Annotated in this window: 20 protein-coding genes; 11 read left to right on the forward strand and 9 right to left on the reverse strand. The window is 63.6% G+C overall.

The window, feature by feature from the left end:
- Nucleotides 1–297 precede the first annotated feature (297 nt).
- From J7302_RS07830 to J7302_RS07850, 5 genes are all read left to right on the forward strand, one after another.
- The gene (locus J7302_RS07830; protein ID WP_215372667.1) at nucleotides 298–768 is read left to right on the forward strand and encodes an SRPBCC domain-containing protein; all 471 of its coding nucleotides are present in this window, start codon (nucleotides 298–300) and stop codon (nucleotides 766–768) included.
- A gap of 108 nt (nucleotides 769–876) precedes the next feature.
- Nucleotides 877–1,773 (forward strand): sulfate adenylyltransferase subunit CysD, encoded by an 897-nt coding sequence (gene cysD / locus J7302_RS07835; protein WP_215372670.1) that lies wholly within the window; start codon nucleotides 877–879, stop codon nucleotides 1,771–1,773.
- Entirely contained in the window at nucleotides 1,773–3,650 is a 1,878-nt protein-coding gene (gene cysN, locus J7302_RS07840; protein WP_215372672.1) for a sulfate adenylyltransferase subunit CysN, read from the forward strand. Before cysD ends, cysN begins: the two co-directional genes overlap by 1 nt.
- A gap of 188 nt (nucleotides 3,651–3,838) precedes the next feature.
- Entirely contained in the window at nucleotides 3,839–5,002 is a 1,164-nt protein-coding gene (locus tag J7302_RS07845) for a helix-turn-helix transcriptional regulator (protein WP_215372674.1), read from the forward strand.
- Nucleotides 5,003–5,201: 199 nt separating this feature from the next.
- A complete protein-coding gene (locus J7302_RS07850) occupies nucleotides 5,202–6,380 on the forward strand; it encodes a helix-turn-helix transcriptional regulator (RefSeq protein ID WP_215372676.1) in 1,179 nt (392 codons plus the stop codon).
- A gap of 109 nt (nucleotides 6,381–6,489) precedes the next feature.
- On the opposite strand, the gene J7302_RS07855 is transcribed toward J7302_RS07850, so the two are convergent.
- From J7302_RS07855 to J7302_RS07880, 6 genes are all read right to left on the reverse strand, one after another.
- A complete protein-coding gene (locus J7302_RS07855) occupies nucleotides 6,490–8,067 on the reverse strand; it encodes a FadD3 family acyl-CoA ligase (protein WP_215372679.1) in 1,578 nt (525 codons plus the stop codon).
- Nucleotides 8,068–8,131: 64 nt separating this feature from the next.
- Nucleotides 8,132–8,905, reverse strand: coding sequence for an SDR family NAD(P)-dependent oxidoreductase (locus J7302_RS07860; protein WP_215372681.1), 774 nt, complete (start codon nucleotides 8,903–8,905; stop codon nucleotides 8,132–8,134).
- Between the two features lie 190 nt (nucleotides 8,906–9,095).
- A complete protein-coding gene (locus tag J7302_RS07865; RefSeq protein WP_215372683.1) occupies nucleotides 9,096–10,169 on the reverse strand; it encodes a ferredoxin--NADP reductase in 1,074 nt (357 codons plus the stop codon).
- A gap of 13 nt (nucleotides 10,170–10,182) precedes the next feature.
- Complete coding sequence (locus tag J7302_RS07870) at nucleotides 10,183–10,938, reverse strand: glucose 1-dehydrogenase (RefSeq protein WP_215372686.1); 756 nt, start codon at nucleotides 10,936–10,938, stop codon at nucleotides 10,183–10,185.
- Nucleotides 10,935–12,611: an FAD-binding protein gene (locus J7302_RS07875; protein WP_215372688.1), complete on the reverse strand. Its 1,677-nt coding sequence runs from the start codon at nucleotides 12,609–12,611 to the stop codon at nucleotides 10,935–10,937. The genes J7302_RS07870 and J7302_RS07875 overlap by 4 nt, the downstream gene beginning before the upstream one ends.
- A 9-nt stretch (nucleotides 12,612–12,620) precedes the next feature.
- A complete protein-coding gene (locus J7302_RS07880) occupies nucleotides 12,621–13,133 on the reverse strand; it encodes a flavin reductase family protein (RefSeq protein WP_215372691.1) in 513 nt (170 codons plus the stop codon).
- Between the two features lie 332 nt (nucleotides 13,134–13,465).
- Between J7302_RS07880 and J7302_RS07885 the strand changes: the two genes are divergently transcribed.
- Nucleotides 13,466–14,650 carry a flavin-dependent monooxygenase gene (locus J7302_RS07885; RefSeq protein WP_215372693.1) on the forward strand — a complete coding sequence of 395 codons (1,185 nt, stop codon included), beginning with the start codon at nucleotides 13,466–13,468 and terminating at the stop codon, nucleotides 14,648–14,650.
- 273 nt (nucleotides 14,651–14,923) lie between these two features.
- The gene (locus J7302_RS07890; protein ID WP_215372695.1) at nucleotides 14,924–16,057 is read left to right on the forward strand and encodes an LLM class flavin-dependent oxidoreductase; all 1,134 of its coding nucleotides are present in this window, start codon (nucleotides 14,924–14,926) and stop codon (nucleotides 16,055–16,057) included.
- Between the two features lie 100 nt (nucleotides 16,058–16,157).
- Here the strand turns inward: J7302_RS07890 and J7302_RS07895 are convergent, their stop codons facing one another.
- Nucleotides 16,158–16,871: a gamma-glutamylcyclotransferase gene (locus J7302_RS07895; protein ID WP_215372697.1), complete on the reverse strand. Its 714-nt coding sequence runs from the start codon at nucleotides 16,869–16,871 to the stop codon at nucleotides 16,158–16,160.
- A gap of 52 nt (nucleotides 16,872–16,923) precedes the next feature.
- A complete protein-coding gene (fusA, locus tag J7302_RS07900) occupies nucleotides 16,924–19,026 on the reverse strand; it encodes an elongation factor G (protein ID WP_215372699.1) in 2,103 nt (700 codons plus the stop codon).
- 389 nt (nucleotides 19,027–19,415) lie between these two features.
- Here fusA and J7302_RS26925 point away from each other — a divergent pair, with 389 nt between their 5' ends.
- A complete protein-coding gene (locus tag J7302_RS26925) occupies nucleotides 19,416–20,132 on the forward strand; it encodes an EthD domain-containing protein (protein ID WP_215372702.1) in 717 nt (238 codons plus the stop codon).
- 71 nt (nucleotides 20,133–20,203) lie between these two features.
- Here the strand turns inward: J7302_RS26925 and J7302_RS07910 are convergent, their stop codons facing one another.
- Nucleotides 20,204–20,494, reverse strand: a complete 291-nt coding sequence (locus J7302_RS07910) for a GYD domain-containing protein (RefSeq protein WP_215372704.1) — start codon at nucleotides 20,492–20,494, stop codon at nucleotides 20,204–20,206.
- A 281-nt stretch (nucleotides 20,495–20,775) separates the two neighbouring features.
- On the opposite strand from J7302_RS07910, the gene J7302_RS07915 reads away from it, so the two are divergent.
- From J7302_RS07915 to J7302_RS07925, 3 genes are all read left to right on the forward strand, one after another.
- On the forward strand, nucleotides 20,776–21,429 hold the full coding sequence (locus J7302_RS07915; protein WP_215372706.1) for a peroxiredoxin: 654 nt from the start codon (nucleotides 20,776–20,778) through the stop codon (nucleotides 21,427–21,429).
- 61 nt (nucleotides 21,430–21,490) lie between these two features.
- The gene (locus J7302_RS07920) at nucleotides 21,491–22,243 is read left to right on the forward strand and encodes a Mut7-C ubiquitin/RNAse domain-containing protein (protein ID WP_215372995.1); all 753 of its coding nucleotides are present in this window, start codon (nucleotides 21,491–21,493) and stop codon (nucleotides 22,241–22,243) included.
- A 253-nt stretch (nucleotides 22,244–22,496) separates the two neighbouring features.
- Nucleotides 22,497–22,721 (forward strand): VF530 family protein, encoded by a 225-nt coding sequence (locus J7302_RS07925; protein ID WP_215372707.1) that lies wholly within the window; start codon nucleotides 22,497–22,499, stop codon nucleotides 22,719–22,721.
- Nucleotides 22,722–23,226 lie beyond the last annotated feature (505 nt).

Raw genomic sequence — 23,226 nt, forward strand, 5'->3', positions numbered from 1 at the left:
TGCAGGCACCTTAGGGAGGCCGACGGTCTGGGTTCTTCGTCTGAGCGGACTAAAAAGCGCGGGGCGTTGGGCTTCGCTTCACACTGCGGAAACCTGCTCAGTGCTACCCCGCAGCCTCGTAGGAGCGAGCTTGCTCGCGAAAGCCGCCGCCCATTCGCCAGCAAGTTGATCCGTACAACGAGGGAGTACGAGCGCCCTAGTCCGCCTGGACGAGGAGCCGCGCGTGACGCACTGGGAGGATCGCTCGGGAACGGCGCTGCACCCCGCAGCGCCGCGCACTCAGCCAAGGAATTCCCAATGCCTGACGAAAAGAACCTGGTCCGCTCGCTGACCGTGGATATCGCCGCCCCCGCCGAGCTGGTCTGGTCGGTGCTCATCGACCTGGAGCGCTACCCGCAATGGAACCCCTTCACGGTCAAGGTGGAATCCAGCCTGCGCCTGGGCGAGCCGGTGAATCTGTACCTGCCCGACCCCGCCCGCCCCGGCGAGTTGGTGCATGTGATCGAAGAGCTGGTCGCCTTCGATCCGCAACGCTTGCTGTCGTGGGAAATGTTCTCCAGCGCCAGTAATCCGGATGCCGCTCGTCGCGACCAGGTCATCGAAGCCACGGGCCCCGCGAGCTGCCGCTACTACACCACCGACCTGTTTCTCGGCCCGACCGCCGATCAAGTGATGGCGCTGCACGGCCCCTGGGTCAAGCAGGGCTTCGATGCGGTGGCCCTGGCCGTCAAGGCGCGCGCCGAATCCCTCTTTGCCGCGGGTCGCTGAAACTTCGTCCGCTCAGACGAAGAACCCGCAGTGGCGCTTTCCCTACCGTGGAAAAAAGCCGGGCCGGCCATACCAGGCCGAACCCGGCTCCATCCAAGGAGGCAAGCAATGCTGACTCATCTACAACGGCTGGAAGCGGAAAGCGTCCAGATCATCCGCGAAGTGGTAGCCGAGTGTGAAAACCCGGTGATGCTCTACTCCATCGGCAAGGACAGCGCAGTGATGCTGCACCTGGCGATGAAGGCCTTCGCCCCGGGCAAGCCGCCCTTCCCCCTACTGCACGTGGACACCACCTGGAAGTTCCGCGAAATGATCGCCTTCCGCGACCAGACCGCCCAACGCCTGGGACTGGAACTGCTGGTGCACATCAACCCGGAAGGTCTGGAACGCCAGATCGATCCGTTCACCCATGGCTCGGCGCTGCACACCGACGTGTGGAAAACCCAAGGATTGAAGCAAGCCCTGGATCTCTATGGCTTCGACGCGGCCTTCGGCGGTGCCCGCCGCGACGAGGAGAAGTCCCGAGCCAAGGAACGGGTCTTCTCGATCCGCTCCGAGCAGCACCGCTGGGACCCCAAGCAACAGCGCCCGGAACTCTGGCGCTTGTACAACACGCGCAAACGCAAGGGCGAAAGCCTGCGCGTATTCCCGCTGTCGAACTGGACCGAGCTGGATATCTGGCAATACATCTACCTCGAACAGATCCCCATCGTGCCCCTCTACTTCGCCAAGGAGCGCCCCGTGGTGCGCCGCGACGGCACGCTGATCATGGTCGATGACGAGCGCCTGCCGCTGCGTCCCGGCGAAACACCCGAACTGCGCAAGGTGCGCTTCCGCACCCTCGGCTGCTACCCGCTGACCGGCGCCATCGACAGCGAGGCCGACAACCTATCGGCAATCATCCAGGAAATGCTGGTGAGCCGTACTTCCGAGCGCCAGGGCCGGCTGATCGACAGCGACTCGGCCGGCTCCATGGAGAAGAAGAAACAAGAGGGGTATTTCTAATGAGCGCCATTACCAACCTGGACCAGTACCTCGAACAGCAACAGCACAAGGACCTGCTGCGCTTCATCACCTGTGGCAGCGTCGACGACGGCAAGAGCACCTTGATCGGGCGCCTGCTGTACGAGTCGAAAGTGCTCTTCGAAGACCAGCTCGGCCAGCTCGAAGCGGACTCCAGGAAGCTCGGCACCCAGGGCGGTGAGCTGGACTTCGCCCTACTGGTGGACGGCCTGGCCGCCGAGCGTGAGCAAGGCATCACCATCGATGTGGCGTACCGCTTCTTCGCCACCGACAAGCGCAAGTTCATCGTCGCCGACACCCCCGGCCACGAGCAGTACACGCGCAACATGGTCACCGGCGCCTCCACCGCCGACCTTGCGGTGATCCTCATCGACGCACGCCAGGGCTTGTTGCCACAGACGCGCCGGCACAGTTACCTGGTGTCCTTGCTGGGCATCCGCCAAGTGCTGGTGGCGGTGAACAAGATGGACCTGATGGGCTATTCCGAGGATGTCTTCAACCGCATCGAGGCTGATTACCGCGCCTTCGCCGGGCAACTCGGGCTGACGGACATCCAGTGCATCCCGCTCTCGGCACTCAAAGGCGACAACCTTCTGGAGCCCAGCGCCAACATGCCCTGGTACCAGGGCCCGTGCCTGCTCCAGCACCTGGAAAGCGTGCCGCTGGAAGCTGCCGTGCCCGGCAACGCCGCGTTCCGCCTGCCGGTGCAATGGGTGAATCGGCCGAACCTCGACTTCCGCGGCTACTCCGGTAACGTGGCAGCGGGCAGTATTCGCGTGGGCGAACGGATCCGCGCGCTGCCGTCGGGCCAACAGAGTCGCATCAGCGGCATTCTCGGAATGGCCGGCGCGCAAGAAGAGGCCATCTGCGGCCAGGCCGTGACCCTGACCCTGGAAGACGAGATCGACATCAGCCGTGGCGACCTGATCGCCCTGGCCGATGCGCCACCTGCCGTGGCCGACCAGTTCGAGGCAACCCTGGTGTGGATGGGCGAGGAACCGCTGCTACCCGGTCGCCCCTACCTGATGAAGGTCGGTTGCCGCACCCTCGGCATGAGTTGCGCCTCCCTCAAGCACAAGATCAACGTCAACACCCTGGAGCAACTGGCAGCCAAGACCCTGGAGCTGAACGAGATCGGCGTGTGCAACCTGAGCCTGGACCAGCCGATCGCCTTCGATGCCTATGCCGAGAACCGCGATACCGGCGGCTTCATCGTCATCGACCGGCTGAGCAACCAGACCGTGGCCGCCGGCATGCTGCACTTCGCCTTGCGCCGCGCACAGAACGTGCATTGGCAGGCCATCGACGTGAATCGCCAGGCCCATGCCGCACTCAAGGGACAGACCCCGCGCATCCTCTGGCTCACCGGTCTCTCCGGTGCCGGCAAGTCGACCATCGCCAACCTGGTGGAACGCAAGCTGCACGCGCTGGGCCGGCACACCTACCTGCTCGACGGCGACAACGTGCGCCACGGTCTGAACCGTGACCTGGGCTTCAGCGAAGCCGATCGGGTAGAGAACATCCGCCGGGTGGCCGAAGTGGCGAGGCTGATGCTGGACGCGGGGCTGATCACGCTGGTGTCGTTCATCTCGCCCTTCCGCGCCGAGCGGGAACTGGCGCGCAGCCTGGCCGGTGAAGGGGCCTTCCTGGAGGTCTTCATCGATGCGCCTCTGGCCCTGGCCGAGCAGCGCGACCCCAAAGGCCTCTACCAGAAGGCACGGCGCGGCGAGCTGAAGAACTTTACCGGCATCGATTCGCCCTACGAGCCGCCACTGGCGCCGGATATCCACATCGACACAGGAAGCGAAACGGCGGAAGCGGCCGCCGAACGCATCGTCGAGCGGCTGTTGATGCCTTAGCCGGGATTGCCGCCCGGCCGTTCGCCAGCAAGCTGGCTCCTACAGGGCCTGCCACCCTCCCGCCCCGTAGGAGCCAGCTTGCTCGCGAAGGCCCCGCCATTGGCTAGGCCGAACGGACGATTTGCTCAACGCCCGAGCCACCAATACTCGCCCCATCCAGCCCGACAACCACAACTAGAGAGGCGAGGATGCACGACCTTCGACACGCCCATGAACTCGCGGGCATCAGTGGCCCGGATCTTAGCGAACTGCTGGCACTGACCTACCGGGGTCCGCTGGAACCTACCCCCTGGGCCAGCCTGCTGGAGGCGCTGCGCCAACGCATCGGCGCGAGCTTCCTCACCCTGGTGCTGCGCAACCCTGCCCATGAGCGGCCGGGACTGATCGTCAACGCCTCGATCCATGGCCCGCACCTACCGGGCGAACCCTCCTATAGCGAGCACTACTACTCGATCTGCCCCTTTCTGAACTGGCCCGCCGACCAGGTGGTCAGCGCCGACGAAGTGATGGGCGCCGAGCATTGGCTGGCCCATGACTTTTACCTGGCTTACCTGCGCCCGCTCGACCTGCGCTATGTGCTGGTAGCCAATATGCGCACGGCGGCCGGCATGCACTGCGCCCTGTTCGCCTGCCGGGGGCACGCCGACCAGGACTTCACCGCTGCGGAAATGGCCCTGGTGCGCCTGTTGCTGCCGCACCTGCAGCAAGCGGTGGACTTGCACTCGACCGTCGATCAGCTGGATTCCGAGCGCCTGCTCTACGCCGCCACCATCGATCGCCTGCTGGTGGGCACGGCGATCCTCGACGAGACCGGCAAGGTGATGCGCAGCAACCAGGCGGCGCAGCGCCTGTTCGCCGCCCATGATGGCCTCGAATGCCGGCAGGACAAGCTCTATGCCTTTGCCGGCCAGGACAACCGCAACCTGCAACGGGCGATCCTGACCGTGCTGCAACACCACCAGCACGGCAAGGACGACTGCATCGAGGTGCTGACCCTGGCGCGCCCCACGGGGGAAGTGCCGCTCAATGTGCTCTTGCGCCCCATTGCCTTGAACTACGAGGGTCAGGGCATCGATCGGCGACCCGCGGTCGCTGTGTTCATCCGCGACCCAAGCGACTCGCCGCAAGCTTCGCGTCGCCTGCTTCGCAGCCTGTTCCAACTGACCCGCACAGAAACCGAGGTAGCGATGCTGATGATGGATGGCCTGACCCTCGACGAAAGCGCCGAGCGCCTGGGCGTGTCGCGCAATACCGTGCGCGCGCATCTGCGCGGTGTGTTCGCCAAGACCGGCGCCACCCGCCAGGCGCAACTGGTGAAGACCTTGCTGAACAGCGTGGCTTCATTGGCTTGAACGATCTATGTGCGGTAATCGATTCCAACTGTGCAGTTGGTCTGCAGGTGGCTGCCGCCCAGGCGACCCCGTGCTAAAAAAGCCTCGTCCATCCGAGGGATGCACTGGCGAGCCATCCAGGCGACCCTCCGCCCCAAACCAGCGGTGCTGCGTAGGGTGGACGATGACTCTCGCTACGCCCCAGGGGTGAATAACAACTATGAATGCATCCGAACTCTCGCTGGATGAACTCAGTGAACTCATCGAGCAGATCTACGAAGGCGCCAGCGAAGACGTGCCCTGGCAACGCAGCCTTGAGCAGTTGCGTACTGCACTCCAGGCCAACTACGTCACCTTGATCCTGCGCCCTAGCACGCCGGGCGACCCCGGCTTCATGGTCAACGCGGGGCCCGTCGAGACCTGGGCGATATCCGCGTACAGCGAAACCTACTATGCCCTTGACCCCTTTATCGGGCTGCCGTCCGGAGAGGTCCATACGATCGCGGAGCTGCTGGGCGAGGAACGCTGGCTCGAATCGGCCTTCTATCAGCAGTTCAATGCGCCGCTGGATGTGTTCCACGTCATGGGCGCCGACCTGCATACCACAGACGGCATCGAGTGCCGGCTGCGTGTCTGTCGTCCACACGGGGTACCCGGGTTCAACGCAGCGGACAAGGCCTTCTGTGCACGCTTGCTGCCCCATCTGCGACGGGCCGTGAACCTCCATGGCCAGCTCAAGCGCAGCGAAGTCGAGCGCCAGCTCTACGCCTCCGCTGTCGAGCGCATGCAGATCGGCACGGTGATCCTCGACAACAACCTGAAGGTGTTGGAAACCAACCAGGCGGCCAAAGAGCTGCTGGCCGAGAACGACGGCCTGAGCCTGTTCAACGAAGGCCTCAGCGCGGCCTACCGGCGCGACAACCAGGCCTTGCAGCGCTTGATCAAGCAGGCGCAGGAGGAGCGCCTGAAACAGGGCCCGCAAATTGCCGAGGCCATCACCTTGCAGCGCCCATCCGGCCGCAGCAGCCTGGGCGTGGTGGTGCAGAGCCTGCCTAGCCAGGAAAGCCTGGAAGGCAAGCAACCCGCCGTGGCGGTCTTCCTGCGCGCCCCGGAGCGCAGGGCTTCCGTACAGCAGCAGCCGCTGCGCCAACTGTTCGGCTTCACCCCCGCAGAAGCCGCGCTGGCGATCCAGCTGGCCCATGGCAACTCGCTGGATGAAGCCGGCGCACAGCTGAACATCCGGCGAAACACGGTGAAGGCGCACCTGCGCTCGATCTTTTCCAAGGCCGGCGTCACCCGCCAGAGCGAGCTGGCTTATGTCCTTCACAGCAGTGTGGCGGTTCTGGGTGGCCGCGCCGATGGTGAACGAGACACAGCCAGTAGGATGGGTGGAGCGTAGCGATACCCATCGCCATTGTTGGGTTTCGTACTTCAACCCATCCTACGACTCCGGCAGACGACCGACCCCATCCGATAGAACCTTGGTGCGCGAGGCGCACCCTACAGGGTTACGAAGCGGCTTCCGTCAGCTTGCGCAATGCATCCTTAGTCACCTTGCCGGCAGCATTGAGCGGCATGGCCTCCAGCAGCAGCGCGCGGCGCGGCACCTTGTAGTTGGCCATCTGCTCGCGGCACCAGGCGAGGAACGCCTGGGTGTCCACGTGCTGACCCGTGGCGGGTAGGAGGAAGGCCATGGCCACTTCACCCAGGCGCTCGTCAGGGATGCCGATCACGGCGGCTTGCGCCACGCCCGGATAACGCAGGATGACTTGTTCGATCTCCGCCGGGTATACGTTGAAGCCGCCGGTGATGAACATGTCCTTGAGGCGATCGGTGATGCGCAGGTAGCCCTGTTCATCCAGCACGCCGACGTCGCCCGTGTGCAGCCAGCCCTCGGCGTCGATGGCTTCAGCGGTCGCTTCGGGATTATTGAAGTAACCGCGCATCAGGTTATAGCCGCGCACCTGGATTTCACCCGCCACACCCGGAGGCACTGGCTGGCCGTCACCGTCCACACAGCGCACTTCCACATCAGGGAAGGCGCGGCCCGAGGTGTTGGCCACCAACTCCGGGGAATCGCCCGGACGACAGATGGTGACGAAGCCGCAGGCCTCGGTCAGGCCGTAGGCGGTGACGATGGTTTCGAAACCCAGTTCGCTGCGCATGCGCCGGACCATTTCGACCGGCACCGAAGCAGCGCCGGTCACCGCCACACGCAAGCTCCCGAGGTCGTAATCCTGGCGGTTCGGATGGCTGAGGATCGACTGGTAAAGCGTCGGCGGGCCAGGTAGCACGGTGATGCGCTCGCGGGTGATACGCTCGAGCATCACAGGTACGTCGAACACCTGCTGCGGCAGGATGCAGCAACCGCGCATCAGCGCCGCCAGCCAACCGGCCTTGTAGCCGAAGCTGTGGAAAAACGGGTTGACGATCAGGTAGCGATCGCCCCGGCGCAGGCCGACCATCGCGCTCCAGTCACGGACGATGCGCAGGTTCTGACCGTGGGCGGTCATCACGCCCTTGGGTTTGCCGGTGGTGCCGGAGGTGAACAGCAGATCGGACAGGCTGTGCTCGTCCACCTCCGCTTCACGCACATCCAGTTCCGCCGGCGACACCCCGTCACCCAGCGTGAGGAAGGTCTCCCAACCCAGGCAACCCTCGACTTCGCTGCGCAGGCTGATGCGATGTTGCAGCTCGGGCAACAGCTCGTCCGCCAGCAGCGTGGGGTAGCGGGTGCCGAGGAACTCGCCGATCAGGAACAGCGCGCGAGCGCCGCTCTCACGCAGGATGAACCCGGCTTCGGCCCCCTTCATCCGCGTATTCAGCGGCACCAGCACCGCACCCACGCTCTGCAGGGCGATTGCCGCGACTATCCACTCATGGATGTTCGGCGCCCAGATCGCCACGCGATCACCCACCTTGACCTCCAGGGCCAACAAGGCGCGCGCAGCCTGGCGACGCAACTGGTCGAGTCGGTGGTAACTGAGGCGGCTGTTTTCCTCCTCGATGGCCATCGACTCACCGTAGTGCGTCGCAGCGGCGGCCAGCAATTGCGGGATGGTCAGGGCGGATTCCAGGCTGGACATGAAGAATTTCTCGCAGAAACGGAAAAACGGGGCCGGGCAGGCCCCGGCCCGTTGCAATCAACGATCAGAGTTTCGGCGGCGCGAAACGGCGGCCAGCGGAGAAGCCGCCGTCAACGCAGATCATCTGGCCGCTGACGAAGGAGGCTTCGTCGGAAGCGAGGAACAAGGCCACGTTGGCGACCTCCTCCGGCTGCCCCGCGCGGCTGAGCATGTGCTGCGAGGCGAAGAAGGCATAGAACTCCTGCTGGTCCTTGATCATCTTCGTCATGGGCGTGTCGATCATGCCGGGGCAGAGGCCGTTGACGCGGACGTTGGCATAGCCGTAATCGATAGCCATGGAGCGGGTCAGCTGGCTGATGCCACCTTTGGAGACGTTGTACGCCGAGTTGTCGCCGCAACCCTGCTCACCGAAGATCGAACCGATGTTGATGATCGAGCCGCTGCGCTGGGCCAGCATCGGTGGCAGGGCGTGCTTGCTGGTGAGCATGCTGCCGGTGAGGTTGATGTCCAGTACACGGCGCCATTCCTCGGTGCTGCTGTCGGTGATGCTGCCGATGCTGCTCACGCCTGCGGCATTGACCAGGACATCGATGCGGCCGAAGCGGGTGATCACCTCCTGCATCACACGTTCGACATTGGCCTCGTCACGCACATCCAGCGACATGAACAACGGCGCCGGCTGCAAGCCCTCGAGGCTGGCAATGACGTCAGCACGCGGCTCACCAACATCCAGCCCGATCACCTGTGCGCCTTCGGTGGCGAAGCGACGCACACAAGCCAGACCAATACCCGAAGCACCACCGGTGACAACCGCAATTTTGTTGGGCAGACGAGCCATGGAGAGAACCTCTCTAGTTGTTCTTGGAGTGGGGGTTTCAGCGGAGTGTACCTAACCCGAATGGGTGAGATGATCGTCCGTTGGGACTAAGCGCAGGCTGCCAACCATACAAAAAAATACCCGGCCGAAGCCGGGTATAAAGGCACAGACATACACGCTCAGTGCAGCCCAAAGGGGCAGCAGCTCCCAGTCAATCCGGGAACTTCAGTTTCAGCCGGGCCGAGGCCGGGCGGCCCTGGCAGGCCAGGGTCCAACCCTCGGCGATTTCCGCCGGGCTGAGAATATCGTTGCGAGAAAGGCGCACCTCGCCCTCCTCCACCTTGCACATGCAGGCGCCGCAGAAGCCTTCCTCGCAGGAGTAAGGCGCGTCCAGGCCGGCGCTGCGCATGCTCTGCAGCAGCGTTTCGCCAGGCTGCCAGCTGACTTCATGCTGCTGCCCATCCAGTTCGACGAAGACGCTCTCGACCGCAGCGGCATCCGTATCGACGGGTGCCACCTCGGCCAGGACCTGGTCCGGGTCGGGCGGCGAGACGAAGCGCTCCACATGGATGCGAGCAGTGTCTTCGCCAGCAGCCAGGAGGGCCTTTTCCACGGTGTCCATGAAAGGCCCTGGACCGCAGATGTAGAACTCCGCGCCGGCATGCCCGCGCACAAGCTGGCGCACTTCACCTTCGCTCAAGAAGCCCTGTACCGAGTCCAGCACGTGCACCACTTCCAGGCGCTCGGTGTTGGCCTTGGCGATGGCGCGCAACTCGTCGCGGAAGATCACCGACGCCTCGTCGCGGTTGGCATACACCAACTTGATGCGCCGCTGGCTGGTCTTGAGTGCCGACTTGAGGATGGAGAACACCGGGGTGATTCCCGAGCCGCCACCAAACAGCACCAGGTCATGTTCGCCAGGCCGCAGATGGAAGTGCCCTGCCGGTGGCAGCACATCCAGCAGGTCACCCGCACTCACCTGATCGTTGAACCAGTTGGACACCCGCCCACCGTCCACCCGCTTGATGGTGACCTTGGGCAAGGCGTCGCAATCCGGCGAGCTGGACATCGAATAGCAGCGGGTCAGCCGCTTACCCCCGATATCCACGCGAAAGCTGAGAAACTGCCCCGCCTTGTAGCGGAATCGCTCTTCCTGCCCGGACGGGATACGCAGCACCAGCGAGCGGCTGTCATGGGTCTCGTTGATCACCTCGGCCACTTCCAGCCGGAAACCACCGGACTGCTGGGGCTCCATCGTCATTGCCAGTTGCTCGGCGCTACCCATGCTTCGATCCCCATCAAATCCCGCTGATCAACTGCGCATTGTCGATGCGCATTTCCGCACCACTGACGAAGCGCGACTCGTCCGATGCCAGGAACAGCACCAGGTTGGCGATATCGCGCGGGTCGCACATGCGATTCATCGGGTCCTTGTCCAACTCCTCCTGCGGAATCGGTTTCACGCCGCCAATGGCCTGGGTCATCGGGGTATTGATGCCGTCTGGATGAACGCTGTTGCAGCGGATGCGATAGCCCTGATGCTTGCAGTGCAGCGCCACGGCGCGTGTCAATGCTGCCACCGCACCCTTGGAGGCGGAGTAGGCGCAGAACATCGGCATGCCGGCCAATGCCGCCACCGAGGACATGTTGACGATGGAGCCACCGCCGCTGTCTTTCATCGCCGGGATGGCGTACTTGCAGCCGAGGAAATAGCCGTCGCTGTTGACCCGCTGGATCTTCTGCCACAGCTCCAGGCTGGTGTCCTCGATGCTGCCAACGGCGAGAATACCCGCGTTGTTCACCAGCACGTCGAGACGGCCGAAGGTTTCCAGGGTTGTCTTGATGACGTTCTGCCAGTCCGCCTCGCTGGAAATGTCGTGGCGGATGAACAGCGCATTGGCGCCAATCTCGGCGGCAACCTGGCGACCGGCTTCATCGTTGAGGTCAGTGAGCACCACCTTGGCGCCCTCGCGGGCCAGCAGCAGCGCGTCCTCACGGCCCACCCCGCTGGCAGCGCCGGTGACGATGCAGACTTTGCCTTCGACTCGATTCATCGTTGTGCTCCTTGGGCCGCCTGGGCGGCACGGACGAGGCTTGCCACATGGGCACCGACACGGCGCCCGGAGTGGACGCAGTCGGCCAGCGACAAGCCGGATACATAGAAATTGGAAGCGACGCCCACCGCATTGCGGCCGGCGCTGTAGAGACCGGGGATCGGTTGACTGGCGTCATCCAGCACCTGGCCGCTCTGTTCGCACACGCGCAGGCCGCCGAGGGTGATCACCGGGCACGGATACAGCTTGCTGTCGAACGACAGGTCCAGTGCATACCAGGGCCCGCGCTCCAGCGAGGCGAGAAAGCCACGTGACTTGCCCCAGGCGTCTTCACGCTCGCCACGGGCGGCGGCGTTATAGGCCACCAGCGTCTGCTCCAGCGCCGCACGCGGCAGGCCGGTGCGTTCTGCAAGTTGGCTCAGGGTGTTGCCACGGCGGGCGTTGAACAGCAGGTTGAGCAATGCTGGCAGGCGCTGGAACGACCAGACCTTGCCCGGCCCGATCTGCACCAAGGCTTCCTTGAACAACGCACGGTTGATGATGAGGATCGCTCGACCGCCCTGTTCTTCCACCATCGCGTGGCCCAGCTTGGCGCCGTAGACCTCTTCGTTGCAGTAGCGCCGCCCGGCGGCGTTGACGATCACCCCACGGGCCCAGGCCAGCGGCGGATTGATGAAGCGCCAGGCGCTGACCTTTTCCATGCGGTCCATCGCGCCACCGGAGCTGTGGCCCAGGCGGATGCCGCTGCCGTCGCAACCGCTGGTGCCCAGCGGCAGGCCGTCGAGATAGCGCGGTGCATGCACCGTGACCATCGCCCGGTTGAACACGAAACCGCCAGCGGAGAGCAGCACGCCATGGCCCGCACGAATCAGGCGTCGCTCGGCATGTTCCAGTTCCAACACACGCACCTTGCGGCGCAGGCGTTCGGCCAGTGCCGGAGCGTAGGGATGCACGGCATCGGTCCAACGCGCCAGGCGTGCATGGCGCTTGGCTGCACGGCTACCGGCCGGGAGCTGCCAGGCTTCAACGCCAACCACTTGACCACTGCCGTCCACTACCAGACGGCGCACTTCGCAGCGAGTGCGCAAGCGCACACCCTGGCGCAACGCGCTGGCCTTGAGCGGAGCGTAGAGGTTGCGGCCGGACATGCCGCTACCCAGCGCGCGGTGCCCGCGAGGTGCCGGCTTGGCTTGGGCGGCGTAGCTCGGCACAGCCTCGTTGCCGGAGTAATAGAGGTAGTACTGGTCGCTGGGGTAGGATGTTTTCACCGGCGGCACGCTGCCCTCGAAGGCTGCGCCCTGGCGCTCCAACCAAGCGAGGTGATCACGACTACGCTCGCAGAACTCGCGCAAGGCTCCGGCGGAGACGGCATCACCGACTTCCTGCTGCAGGTAGTCGAACATCGCCTGGGGCGAATCCTCGACGCCGGCATCGGCCTGCTGCGGCGTACCACCGCCGGCATAGACCACACCGCCGCTGCGCGCGGTGGCGCCGCCACCCGCAAAGCGCTCGAGCGCCAGCACTGACAGCCCCTGGCCACGGGCCTCAAGGGCCGCACAGACACCCGAGCCTCCGAAACCGACGACCAGCAAGTCGGCGCTGTCGTCCCACTTCACCTGCCCGGCATCGGCGACTCGCAAAGGCGCGTTCGGATGCTGCTCCATCGCCGTCATGGCCCGTTCTCAGCCGACAGCTGCCAGCGAAGGCGCCGGTGCGGTGGTGGTGTACGTGCCGTCGAGGTACACCAGCGGACTGATACGCGTGCTGTTGTGAATCTGCTGGATGCGACCGATGAAGATGGTATGGGTGCCGTAGCTGAACTTGCCGTCCTGGCGACAGAGGATCGCTGACTGGGCGTCACCGAGGTACGGGATACCGTCGACGCTGTTGCGCCAGTCACCGCGCTGAAAGCGCGCCTCGCCCTTAACCGGGCCGCTGCACAGGTGCGACAGCTCTTCCTGCTCATGACCGAGGATGTTCACGCAGAAATCCGCACCGGCATCCAGCACGGCATGCAGGGAGGCGGTCTTGTTCACACAGATGAGCAACGATGGCGGCTCGGTGGACAACGAGTCCACGGCCGTGGCGGACATGGCGAAACGCTCCTGCCCGTTGCTGGTGGTGATAATGGTCACGGACTTGGCCAGACGACGCATCGCCTGGAGCATTTCGCTTTTCAGATCGGCCTGGCTCATCGCACTGCCCTCTTGTTGTTCTGGACGAGGTTCGTGGAGCCGATTCTTGCGAAGGTACCTGGGCGCAACATCGTCCGAGGGGACTAGTCCCGCGCGGGTTGCAGCGTTGACACATGTGGGGGCGAATTCATTCGCAAAGCAGGCCAGCGGCCTGCCTTGGAACTTCCGCGGGGCCGCTGCGCGACCCTTTGCGAATGAATTCGCCCCCACAGAAGAGCAGTCCTCATATAGAGCGCACTCGCATATGGTCCGTTTGAGGGATGTCCGTCTTGTTGCCTGTTGTTTGAATGCCTCGCGATGGGTGGAAAAGCCTTCAACAGGAGAACAACAACATGCTCGACCACGACCTGATTCGTCAGCGCCTCAAGCAACGTGCCCGTGAATTGGTCCCGGTGCTGCGCGAACGCGCACCCCTGGCCGCACAGAATGGCCAACTGCCCGAAGAAACGATCCGCGACTTCCAGGAAGCCGGCTTCTTCCGCATCCTCCAGCCTGCCCGCTGGGAAGGTTACGAGCTGGAGCCGAAGGACTTCTTCGAGGTGCAGATGACCCTCGCCGAAGGCTGCATGTCCTCCGCCTGGGTGCTGGGCGTGGTGGCGATCCACAACTGGCAGCTGGCGCTGTTCGACGACCGTGCTGCCCAAGATGTCTGGGGCCAGGACTCGAGCGTGCTGATTTCCTCTTCCTATATGCCGGTGGGCAAGGTCACCCGCGTCGACGGCGGGTTCCGCCTGAGCGGACGCTGGGGGTTCTCCTCCGGCAGCAAGCACTGCCAGTGGGCTTTCCTCGGCGCCGTGGTGCCACCTGAGAAGGAAGGCGATGCGCCGGACTACCGCACCTTCCTGGTGCCACGTCACGACTACAGCATCATCGACAACTGGAATGTGATGGGCCTGGAAGCCACTGGCTCACACGACGTGCTGGTGGAAGATGTATTCGTCCCCGAGTACCGCACCCACCGCTCCCTCGACGGTTTCATGCAGAACAGCCCTGGCAATGCGGTGAACACTTCGCCGTTGTTCCGCCTGCCGTTCGGGCAGATATTCGTGCGTGCCGTATCCTCCTCCACCATCGGCGCGCTGCAAGGCGCCATTGACCTGTTCATCGAGGCCAACAAAGGCCGCGTGGGCGTCAACGATGGCCGCCGGATCATCCAGGACCCGGGCGCCCAGACCGCGCTGGCCAATGCCATGGTTACGGTGGACGAATGCCGCACGGTCCTGCTACGCAACTTCGAGATGATGATGCACCGCGCCAATGCCGGCGAGTCGCTGACCATGGCCGAGCGAGTGAAGATGCGCTACGACTCGGCCATCGTCCCGGACAAGTGCGCGCAGGCCGTCGAAGCGCTGATGTACAACAGCGGCGCCTCGACCATCTTCCGCACGCACGGCATCAATCGCGCGTTCCGGGATATCCACACAGGCCGTGCCCACGTGGCCAACTGCCCGGGCAAGTATGCCCTCAACCTAGGCGGCGTGAGCATGGGCCTGGACAGCACCGACTTCTTCCTTTGAGACACTGACCGCCCCCCTGCTGCAAGGGCGCCATTCACCAGCAAGCTGGCTCCTACACAATCGTTTTCCCTTTGTGGGATCACGCCGCACCATCGACGACGCCCGCCTCTGCGCGGGCGTTTTCGTTATTGCGAAAAGGCCATACGACGGGGCTTGCAGCCCATTCCAAGTAGTCTGTTTGGAGGATTCAGGCCCATCGTCTATCCCCCAACATGCACGCAAGACCTGGGCAGTCCAGGTTCGACTGAATCCAGAACAAGAAGGACCACGCGCATGAAATTCTCCTTGATCTACGAGGCCCAGACGATCGATTCCAGCCGTGAAGGCGACCGTCGCATCTTCGACGAAACCGTCGAACAGGCCGTACTTGCCGACAAGCTCGGCTTCGACACCTTCTGGTGCGTAGAACACACCGCCCTGACCAACTACTCGCACATGTCCGCACCGGAGACCATGCTGGCCTTCGTCGCCGGCAAGACCGAGCGTCTGGGCATCGGCCATGGCGTGGTCTGCCTGCCGCCGGCCATGAACCACCCGGTGAAGGTGGCTGAGCGCATCGCCACCCTGGACCTGCTGTCCAAGGGCCGTGTGCATTTCGGCGTCGGCAAGGGCGGCACCCAGCAGGAGTCCGGCACTTTCGGCTACGACCTGGCCACCCTGCAGCCGCAGATCGACGAGGCCATGTACCTGATCCCGAAGATGTTCGTGCAGGATGAGATCGAGCATAACGGCGACTTCGTGAAGATCCCCAAGCGTCCGATCCATCCCAAGCCTTACCAGGATCCGCACCCGCCGATGTACCTGGCGTGCACCAACACCGAGTCGCTGAAGAACGCCGGCGCACGCGGTATGGGCGCCCTGGTGCTGGGCTTCGGTGGCCCGGAAGAGATCGCCAAGAAGGTCGCCGTGTACCACGAGGCCTGGGACAACCGTGACGAAAAGGATCAGGTCGGCTTCCGCCCCAACCGCCACATCGCCGCCCTCTGCCCGGCCATCGTCCTTGACGACAACGAGAAGGCCCGCCAGATCGGCATCCGTGGCCAGCGCTACTTCATGGAGTCCCTGGCCTACTGGTACGCCGGTGGCGAGCGCCCGGATCCGGAGAAGTGGAAGGACGACACCTACATCGACGGCAACGGCCAGGCGGTGATCAAATCGCGCTTCGCCTCCGAAGAAGTCTCCGTGGACTTCTCCGACCCGACCCTGGCGATGATGAACCCGAACCATGCCTACGGCACCGTGAACGACTGCATCGGCTACGTGCAGCGCCTGATCGATGCCGGCGCCGACGAAATCCTCTTCATCTGCCAGATGGGTACCGTCCCGCAGTGGGCCCAGCTGGAAACCCTGAAGAACATCGGCGAGCACGTGATTCCCTACTTCCGCAAACAGAACGGACTGGCCTGAGCGGCGGCAGTAAGGAATTGAGAACGGGCCTTCGGGCCCGTTTTCTTTTTCAACAGTGCAACTGCCCCTACAACAGCATCATCTGCTGCCGGCAGGTAACTTATTTAGCCGACAGAAAATCCTCGATCTCGCGCGCCACCAGGCCCTGGATTCGCCACAGATTACGATCCCGGATGCCATGCTCCTCCAGCATGGTCACTGTGCGAAACAGGTACTGGGCAGCCGAGCCCCAGTGGCCGGCGGCGCGGGCCAGGACATGCGCGACGCTCTCCGGCGGCAGCTTACCGGCATAGGCATTGCCGCCACGCGCGGCCACGAAAGCCAAGGCCTTGACGACTCCGGCCTCGGACTTCACCGGAATCCAGCGTGGGACATTGGTGGGTGGATTGGCATCGATTTCCCGTTCCATCAACAGCGCCAGCTGCCTGAAGTGGTCCTGCGCCGGCAGCTTGTAGAGCATCCCCTTGCAGCTCCCGCCCCGGTCCAGCGCCAGCATCAGCGCAGGCAGCTCGCGAGTGCCACGCCAGCGCGTAAGCGTCAGGCAGAACGAGCGGTGCCAGCCATGGGCGGTGGCGCGCAGGCTCTCAACGACCTCGAATTCCGGGTTCCAGATCAGCGAGCCGTAGGCGAAGATCCAAAGATCCCTCGGCGTGTATTCCAGCAGCAGGGACTCCGCCATCGCCGCAAACTCGGCCTGGGTGTGCTCGCGAGTCCCCGGTTCCGGCCCCGGGTCAGGCTCGAAACGTTCGACTCGTGCGACCAGTTCCGCAGTCAGTCTGCGTTGTTCGATCGGTAGGATTCGCTTGTCGTCCATCTCCGCGGCTCCTGCGTCAACCACCCTCCGGCTCGCCCACAAGGGAAGTGCATCAGCCCGACTTGCGCACGATCGCCTCGGCAATGCTGGCCGGCGCTTCAGCGTAGCGGGCAAACTCCATGGAGAAGCTGGCCCGGCCCTGGGACATGGAGCGCACGTCGGTGGCGTAGCCGAACATCTCGCCCAGCGGCACTTCGGCGCGGATGATCTTGCCGGAGATGCCGTCGTCCATGCCGTGAATCAGCCCGCGCCGGCGATTGAGGTCGCCCATGATGTCGCCCATGTATTCCTCGGGCGTCACCACTTCCAGCTTCATCACCGGCTCCAGCAGCACCGCACCGCCTTTCTGCGACAGCTGCTTGGTGGCCATGGAAGCGGCGATCTTGAAGGCCATCTCGCTGGAGTCCACATCATGGAACGAGCCATCGAAGACGGCAGCCTTGAGACCGAGCAGCGGGTAGCCGGCAACCACGCCATTTTTCATCTGCTCCTCAATACCCTTCTGGATAGCCGGGATGAACTCACGGGGAATCGCCCCGCCGACCACGTCGTTGGTGAACACCAGGCCTTCCTGGCCCTCGTCCGCCGGGGCGAAGCGGATCCAGCAATGGCCGTATTGGCCGCGACCGCCGGACTGGCGGACGAACTTGCCTTCCAGTTCGCAGGTCTTGCGAATCGCCTCGCGGTAGGCCACTTGCGGCTTGCCGGTGTTGGCCTCGACGTTGAACTCACGGCGCATGCGGTCGACGATGATGTCCAGGTGCAACTCGCCCATGCCGGAGATGATCGTCTGCCCGGTTTCCTCGTCCGTCTTCACCCGGAATGAAGGGTCTTCCTGGGCCAGCTTGGCGAGGGCGATGCCCATTTTCTCCTGGTCGGCCTTGGTCTTGGGCTCGACGGCGATGGAGATCACCGGCTCGGGGAAGTCCATGCGTTCGAGGATGATCGGCTTGTTAAGGTCGCACATGGTGTCGCCGGTGGTGACGTCTTTCATGCCGATCAGCGCGGCGATGTCGCCGGCGCGCACTTCCTTGATCTCGGCGCGGTGGTTGGCGTGCATCTGCACCATGCGGCCGACCCGCTCCTTCTTGCCCTTCACTGAATTGAGCACTGCATCCCCGGAGTTCAGAACCCCGGAGTAGACTCGGATGAACGTCAGGGTACCGACGAAGGGGTCGGTGGCGATCTTGAAGGCCAGTGCCGAGAAAGGCTCGTTGTCGTCCGCGTGGCGCTCGTCCTCGCGCTCGGGATCATCCGGGTGAGTGCCACGGATGGACGGAATTTCGGTGGGCGCCGGCAGCAGTTCGACCACAGCATCCAGCACCAGCGGCACGCCCTTGTTCTTGAAGGACGAGCCGCACACGGCCGGCACGACCTCGCAAGACAGGGTACGAATGCGCAGCCCGGTCTTGATCTCCTCCTCGGACAACTCACCTTCGTCGACGTATTTGTCCATCAGGTCTTCGCTGGCCTCGGCGGCAGCTTCGATCATGTTGTTGCGCCAACGACGGGCTTCCTCCAGCAACTCGCCGGGGATCTCCTCTTCACGGACGGTGGCGCCCTGGTCCGCATCGTTCCAGTAGATGGCCTTCATGCGGATCAGGTCGATCTGGCCCTGGAAGTCTTCCTCCTGGCCGATCGGCAACTGGATCGGCACGGGCGTGTGCCCGAGGCGCCGCTTGATCTGGTCGACCACGCGCAGGAAGTCCGCACCAGCCCGGTCCATCTTGTTCACGTAGGCGATGCGCGGCACGTGGTACTTGTCGGCCTGGCGCCACACCGTCTCGGACTGCGGCTCCACGCCATCGGCGCCACTGAATACCACCACCGCGCCATCCAGCACGCGCAGGGAGCGCTCCACCTCGATGGTGAAGTCGACGTGACCGGGGGTGTCGATGATGTTGATGCGGTATTTGTCCAACTGCTTGCGCGAACCGGTCCAGAAGGCAGTGGTGGCCGCCGAGGTGATGGTGATGCCGCGCTCCTGTTCCTGCACCATCCAGTCCATGGTCGCGGCGCCATCGTGCACCTCGCCCATCTTGTGGTTCACGCCGGTGTAATAGAGCACCCGCTCGGTGGTGGTCGTCTTGCCGGCGTCCACATGGGCCACGATGCCGATGTTGCGGTAATGGCTGATAGGCGTTGTGCGGGACATGGCGTTCACCTCCGTGCGGGTTCATGGAATGGGGCAAACCTGTATCGGCAAGTCACAGCTCTCCCGACGGGGCCGGACAGGCTTCGCGGGGAAACGGCGGATTCGTCGGAAGCGGCAGCAACTGCCGGAACACCGGTCAGCCTCGGCCGGAGGATCTTGCCCACGGGGCGCACGCAGCCCCCTGGCCGGCGCACCTTTTCATTAACGCTAGCACCGCCTGCACAAATCGACCGCACGAGAGCCAGCCGCTCATCCGGTGCCTGGTTGGCAGGTCGTTAGTCTGATCAGACGATGTATCGCAGCGCCGCCCGGAGCAAGGTCTGCGGGCCTGAGCGCGCCTGTGCGCCGGCAGCCCGATCACAACAACAGCCGAACGAGGGCCCCTGACAGTGGAAAAAATCATCTACACCCTTTGGCGCTACCAGCAGACCAGCCGCGAGGCATTCTCCGAGAACCTGCGTGGTGAGATAGCGGAACAACTTTTCAGCCTGGGCGGACGCGGCCTGCAGGTGAACCTGGCGGATGCCGATGTGGACCCTGCCGCTGGCCTGCGCCAGGAAAACAACCGCCCGCTGCCGGATGCCACCCTGTCGCTCTGGGTCGACAGCGCCAATGACGAGGTGCGCAAACCCTTCGACCAGGTCCTGGCTGGCGTGACTAGCCGCCTGGCGGCCTACCTGGTGACCGAGTCGGTGGCGATTCGCAACACCCGCTTCCCGACTACGCCCGGCCAGCGTACCCACGGTTTCGCCCAGATCGCCTTCCTCACCTGCCCGCCGCGCCTCACTCGCGACGCCTGGCTGGACATCTGGCGCGGCCATCACACCCGTGTGGCCATCGATACCCAGGACAACTTCGCCTACGTGCAAAACCTGGTGGTACGCCGCCTGACCCATGGCGCGGCCCAGCTGGATGCAATCGTCGAAGAATGCTTCCCGCCAGCCGCCATGACCGATCCGATGGCGTTCTTCGACGCGGTCGGTGACGAGGAGAAATTCCAGAAAAACCTGGCCGCCATGATGGACAGCTGCAACCGCTTCATCGACTTCGACAAGATCGATGTGCTGCAAACCAGTCAGTACGTACTGAAGACTGCTTCGGCCTGATCCCGGCCCGGCGCAAGCTGGCCGGGGGTGTTGCGTGACTCGCGACACCTCCGGCCCGCCGATGCCTGGGGTCAGGTGATACTGCTCAGGAAACCGCGGAACTCCTGCTCCGAATATCCGCGCAACGTCTGAGTCCTGACGTTACCCAACGAAGCTGTTTTCAGAAGCAAGGTAACGGCAGCCTCCTCTGGCCCCTCGACGATCAACACCAGATCATAATTGCCGACGGTCCAGTACACCGCCTTCACGGAAATGCCCATCTGTTCAGCCATAGCCTTGAACGCTGCGGCCCGGTCCGGGGAAGCCTTGACGTTGCGGATGCCTTGGTCGGTAAAACTCGCCAGCGTGATGAATGTAGCCATGATTTCGCTCCTGTTCGGATTGCAGGGCGACGGTCCACGGTTCGGAGGCCACTTCAGGGAAGAAGGCCGCCACTCTTCCAACTCTGCGAACCTCCATCGTGTAGGCATAGCAGCCCCGGAGCGAGACACTTGACCACTTATCCCCTGGCTGCCGGGCAGGTTCGGGCCGCGGACCTATACTTCTATCCCCGGCCGACCTGCGGCGCATGCACAGGCCTGTGCCGCAACCGTGGCCGCCACAATGGCAGGCCCCCAGCCAGCCACCTGAATGGAGGTTGATCATGGCAATCCGCATTGGCGACGAAGCCCCTGACTTCACCGCCGAAAGCACTGAGGGAACCCTGCACTTCCACGAGTGGATCGGTGACAAGTGGGCCATCCTCTTTTCCCACCCGAAGGACTTCACCCCGGTCTGCACCACCGAACTGGGCTATATGGCCCGGCTCAAGCCCGAATTCGACAAGCGCAACACCAAGGTAGTGGGACTCTCCATCGACCCGGTCAGCGACCACCGCAAGTGGGTGGGTGACATCGAGGAAACCCAGGGTTGCGCGGTGAACTATCCGCTGATCGGCGATGAAAACCTGGTGGTGGCCAAGCTCTACGACATGATTCATCCGAACGCCAGCGCCGGCCCACGTACCGCCGTGGACAACGCCACGGTTCGTTCGGTGTTCATCGTCGGCCCGGACAAGAAGGTCAAGGCCATGCTGGTCTACCCGATGAGCGCCGGGCGCAACTTCGACGAAGTGTTGCGTCTGCTTGATTCACTGCAGCTGAATGCCAAACACACCGTGGCCACCCCAGTGAACTGGCGACCGGGCGATGAGGTAATCATCCCCACCTCGGTGTCCGACGAAGACGCGCACAAGAAATATCCACAGGGCTTCAAGACCCTCAAGCCCTACCTGCGCTACGTCGACCAGCCGGAGTAACGCCCATCCCCTCCTCCGCCTTCGGGCGGAGGAGCGGGTGCAGCTGCCTATACTCTCCTGCATGGTCAGCGCCACATTCCGCTTCTATGAGGAGCTCAACGACTTCCTGCCCGCCGAACGGCGGCGGCAGGCCTTCACCTGCCCCTGTGCGCGGGCGGCGACGGTCAAGCACATGATCGAAGCCCTTGGCGTGCCCCACACCGAAGTGGAACTGGTGCTGCTCAATGGAGAATCCGTAGGCTTCGAGCGGCTGATCCTCGATGGCGACCGGGTGGCCGTCTATCCCAAGTTCGAGGCGCTGGACATCAGCCCGCTGCTCAAAGTCCGCTCCCAGCCGCTACGGCTGCTGCGCTTCATCGCAGATGCCCACCTGGGTGGCCTGGCCAGCCTGTTGCGGATGAGCGGCTTCGATACCCTCTACGACAACGCCTTCGAGGACGGTCAGATCGCCGAGATGGCCGCCCAGCAAGGGCGCATCGTGCTGACCCGGGACCGCGAACTGCTCAAGCGCCGAATCATCAGCCACGGCTGCTACGTGCATGCCCTGAAACCAGCGCTGCAACTACGCGAACTGTTCGAACGACTGGACCTCGCCCGCAGCGCCAAACCGTTCAGCCTCTGCCTGCACTGCAATCGGCCACTCTCCGACATTGCCCCGGAACTGGCCCGACCAAGGGTGCCGCCCCGCGTAGGCGCGCTTTATTCGCGCTTCCTCATCTGCGTCAACTGTGACCGCCTGTACTGGGAAGGCTCTCACTGGCGCAGCATGTGCGACTTGCTCAAACCGCTCCTGGACGGGGGGAACTCGGGCTGAGCAGCGCGTTCCTTTACCCACAAAGACCGTGGATGAAGCTGTGGATAACCTGTAAGGCGATGGCCAAGAGCCACAATCCGCGGGGGCTGACTTTGGATGGGTCAATTTATGAGCGATACCATGCAGTTGCCCGGATGGTCTGGGCGGTGGATCCTATGTTCGAGAGCAAGCCCGGAGGTAATCCGGAATGGCCTTGCCGCGGTCGCTGCTCTAAGCTGCCGGCTTCCTTCTGAACCACCGATCAAGGCACGCCATGACCCAGACACCGAAAGACCCGCTGCATGGCGTCACGCTGGAAAAACTGCTCAACGAACTGGTAGCCCGCTACGGCTGGGACGGGCTGGCCAAGCGCATCGATATCCGTTGCTTCAAAAGCGACCCCAGCATCAAGTCCAGCCTGGCCTTCCTGCGCAAGACGCCTTGGGCACGCGAAAAGGTCGAGGCCTTGTTCATCCAGTTGCGTCAGCGCCAGGGCTGAATCCGCCTGCACTCAATGGCCGGGCACAGGCACGGGCAGCTCTGTAGCACAGACTTGGGTTGGCGCTTTGCCTGGTGGGCGCGAGCTCATTCGCCCCCACACAACATCAACACATGCCAATTCGTCCTACGAGTCCTGCAGCGCTTGACCGCGTTCACCAGATCAGTAATCCGACGAAGATGGCAAAACGCCTTACCGCTGACATTTACCCTTCGCGTGTGCTGATCTTTAGTCATGTGATGACGATGTGCGCATTCTCGAAAAACGAGTTGCAGGACCGTAACCGTCAAGCTTGTTGCGCTTGAGCAAGAAGCATCCATGATGCCGACCATTCATGGCATGCGGAAAGCGCAAAACTGCGAGGGGGGAGGTGGTTATGAAAGATGAAAGGCAACAAGTGGAGACCTCGGGCATACCCTTCTGAACCGGCAGCCAGCGGTAAAGCAAGACGTTCGTTTCTGAAACTCTCAGCGGCGGCAATCGCCGCTCCGTTGCTCCCCTGGTC

The organism is Metapseudomonas boanensis (genome assembly GCF_018704125.1).
In the GTDB taxonomy this organism is placed as follows: domain Bacteria; phylum Pseudomonadota; class Gammaproteobacteria; order Pseudomonadales; family Pseudomonadaceae; genus Metapseudomonas; species Metapseudomonas boanensis.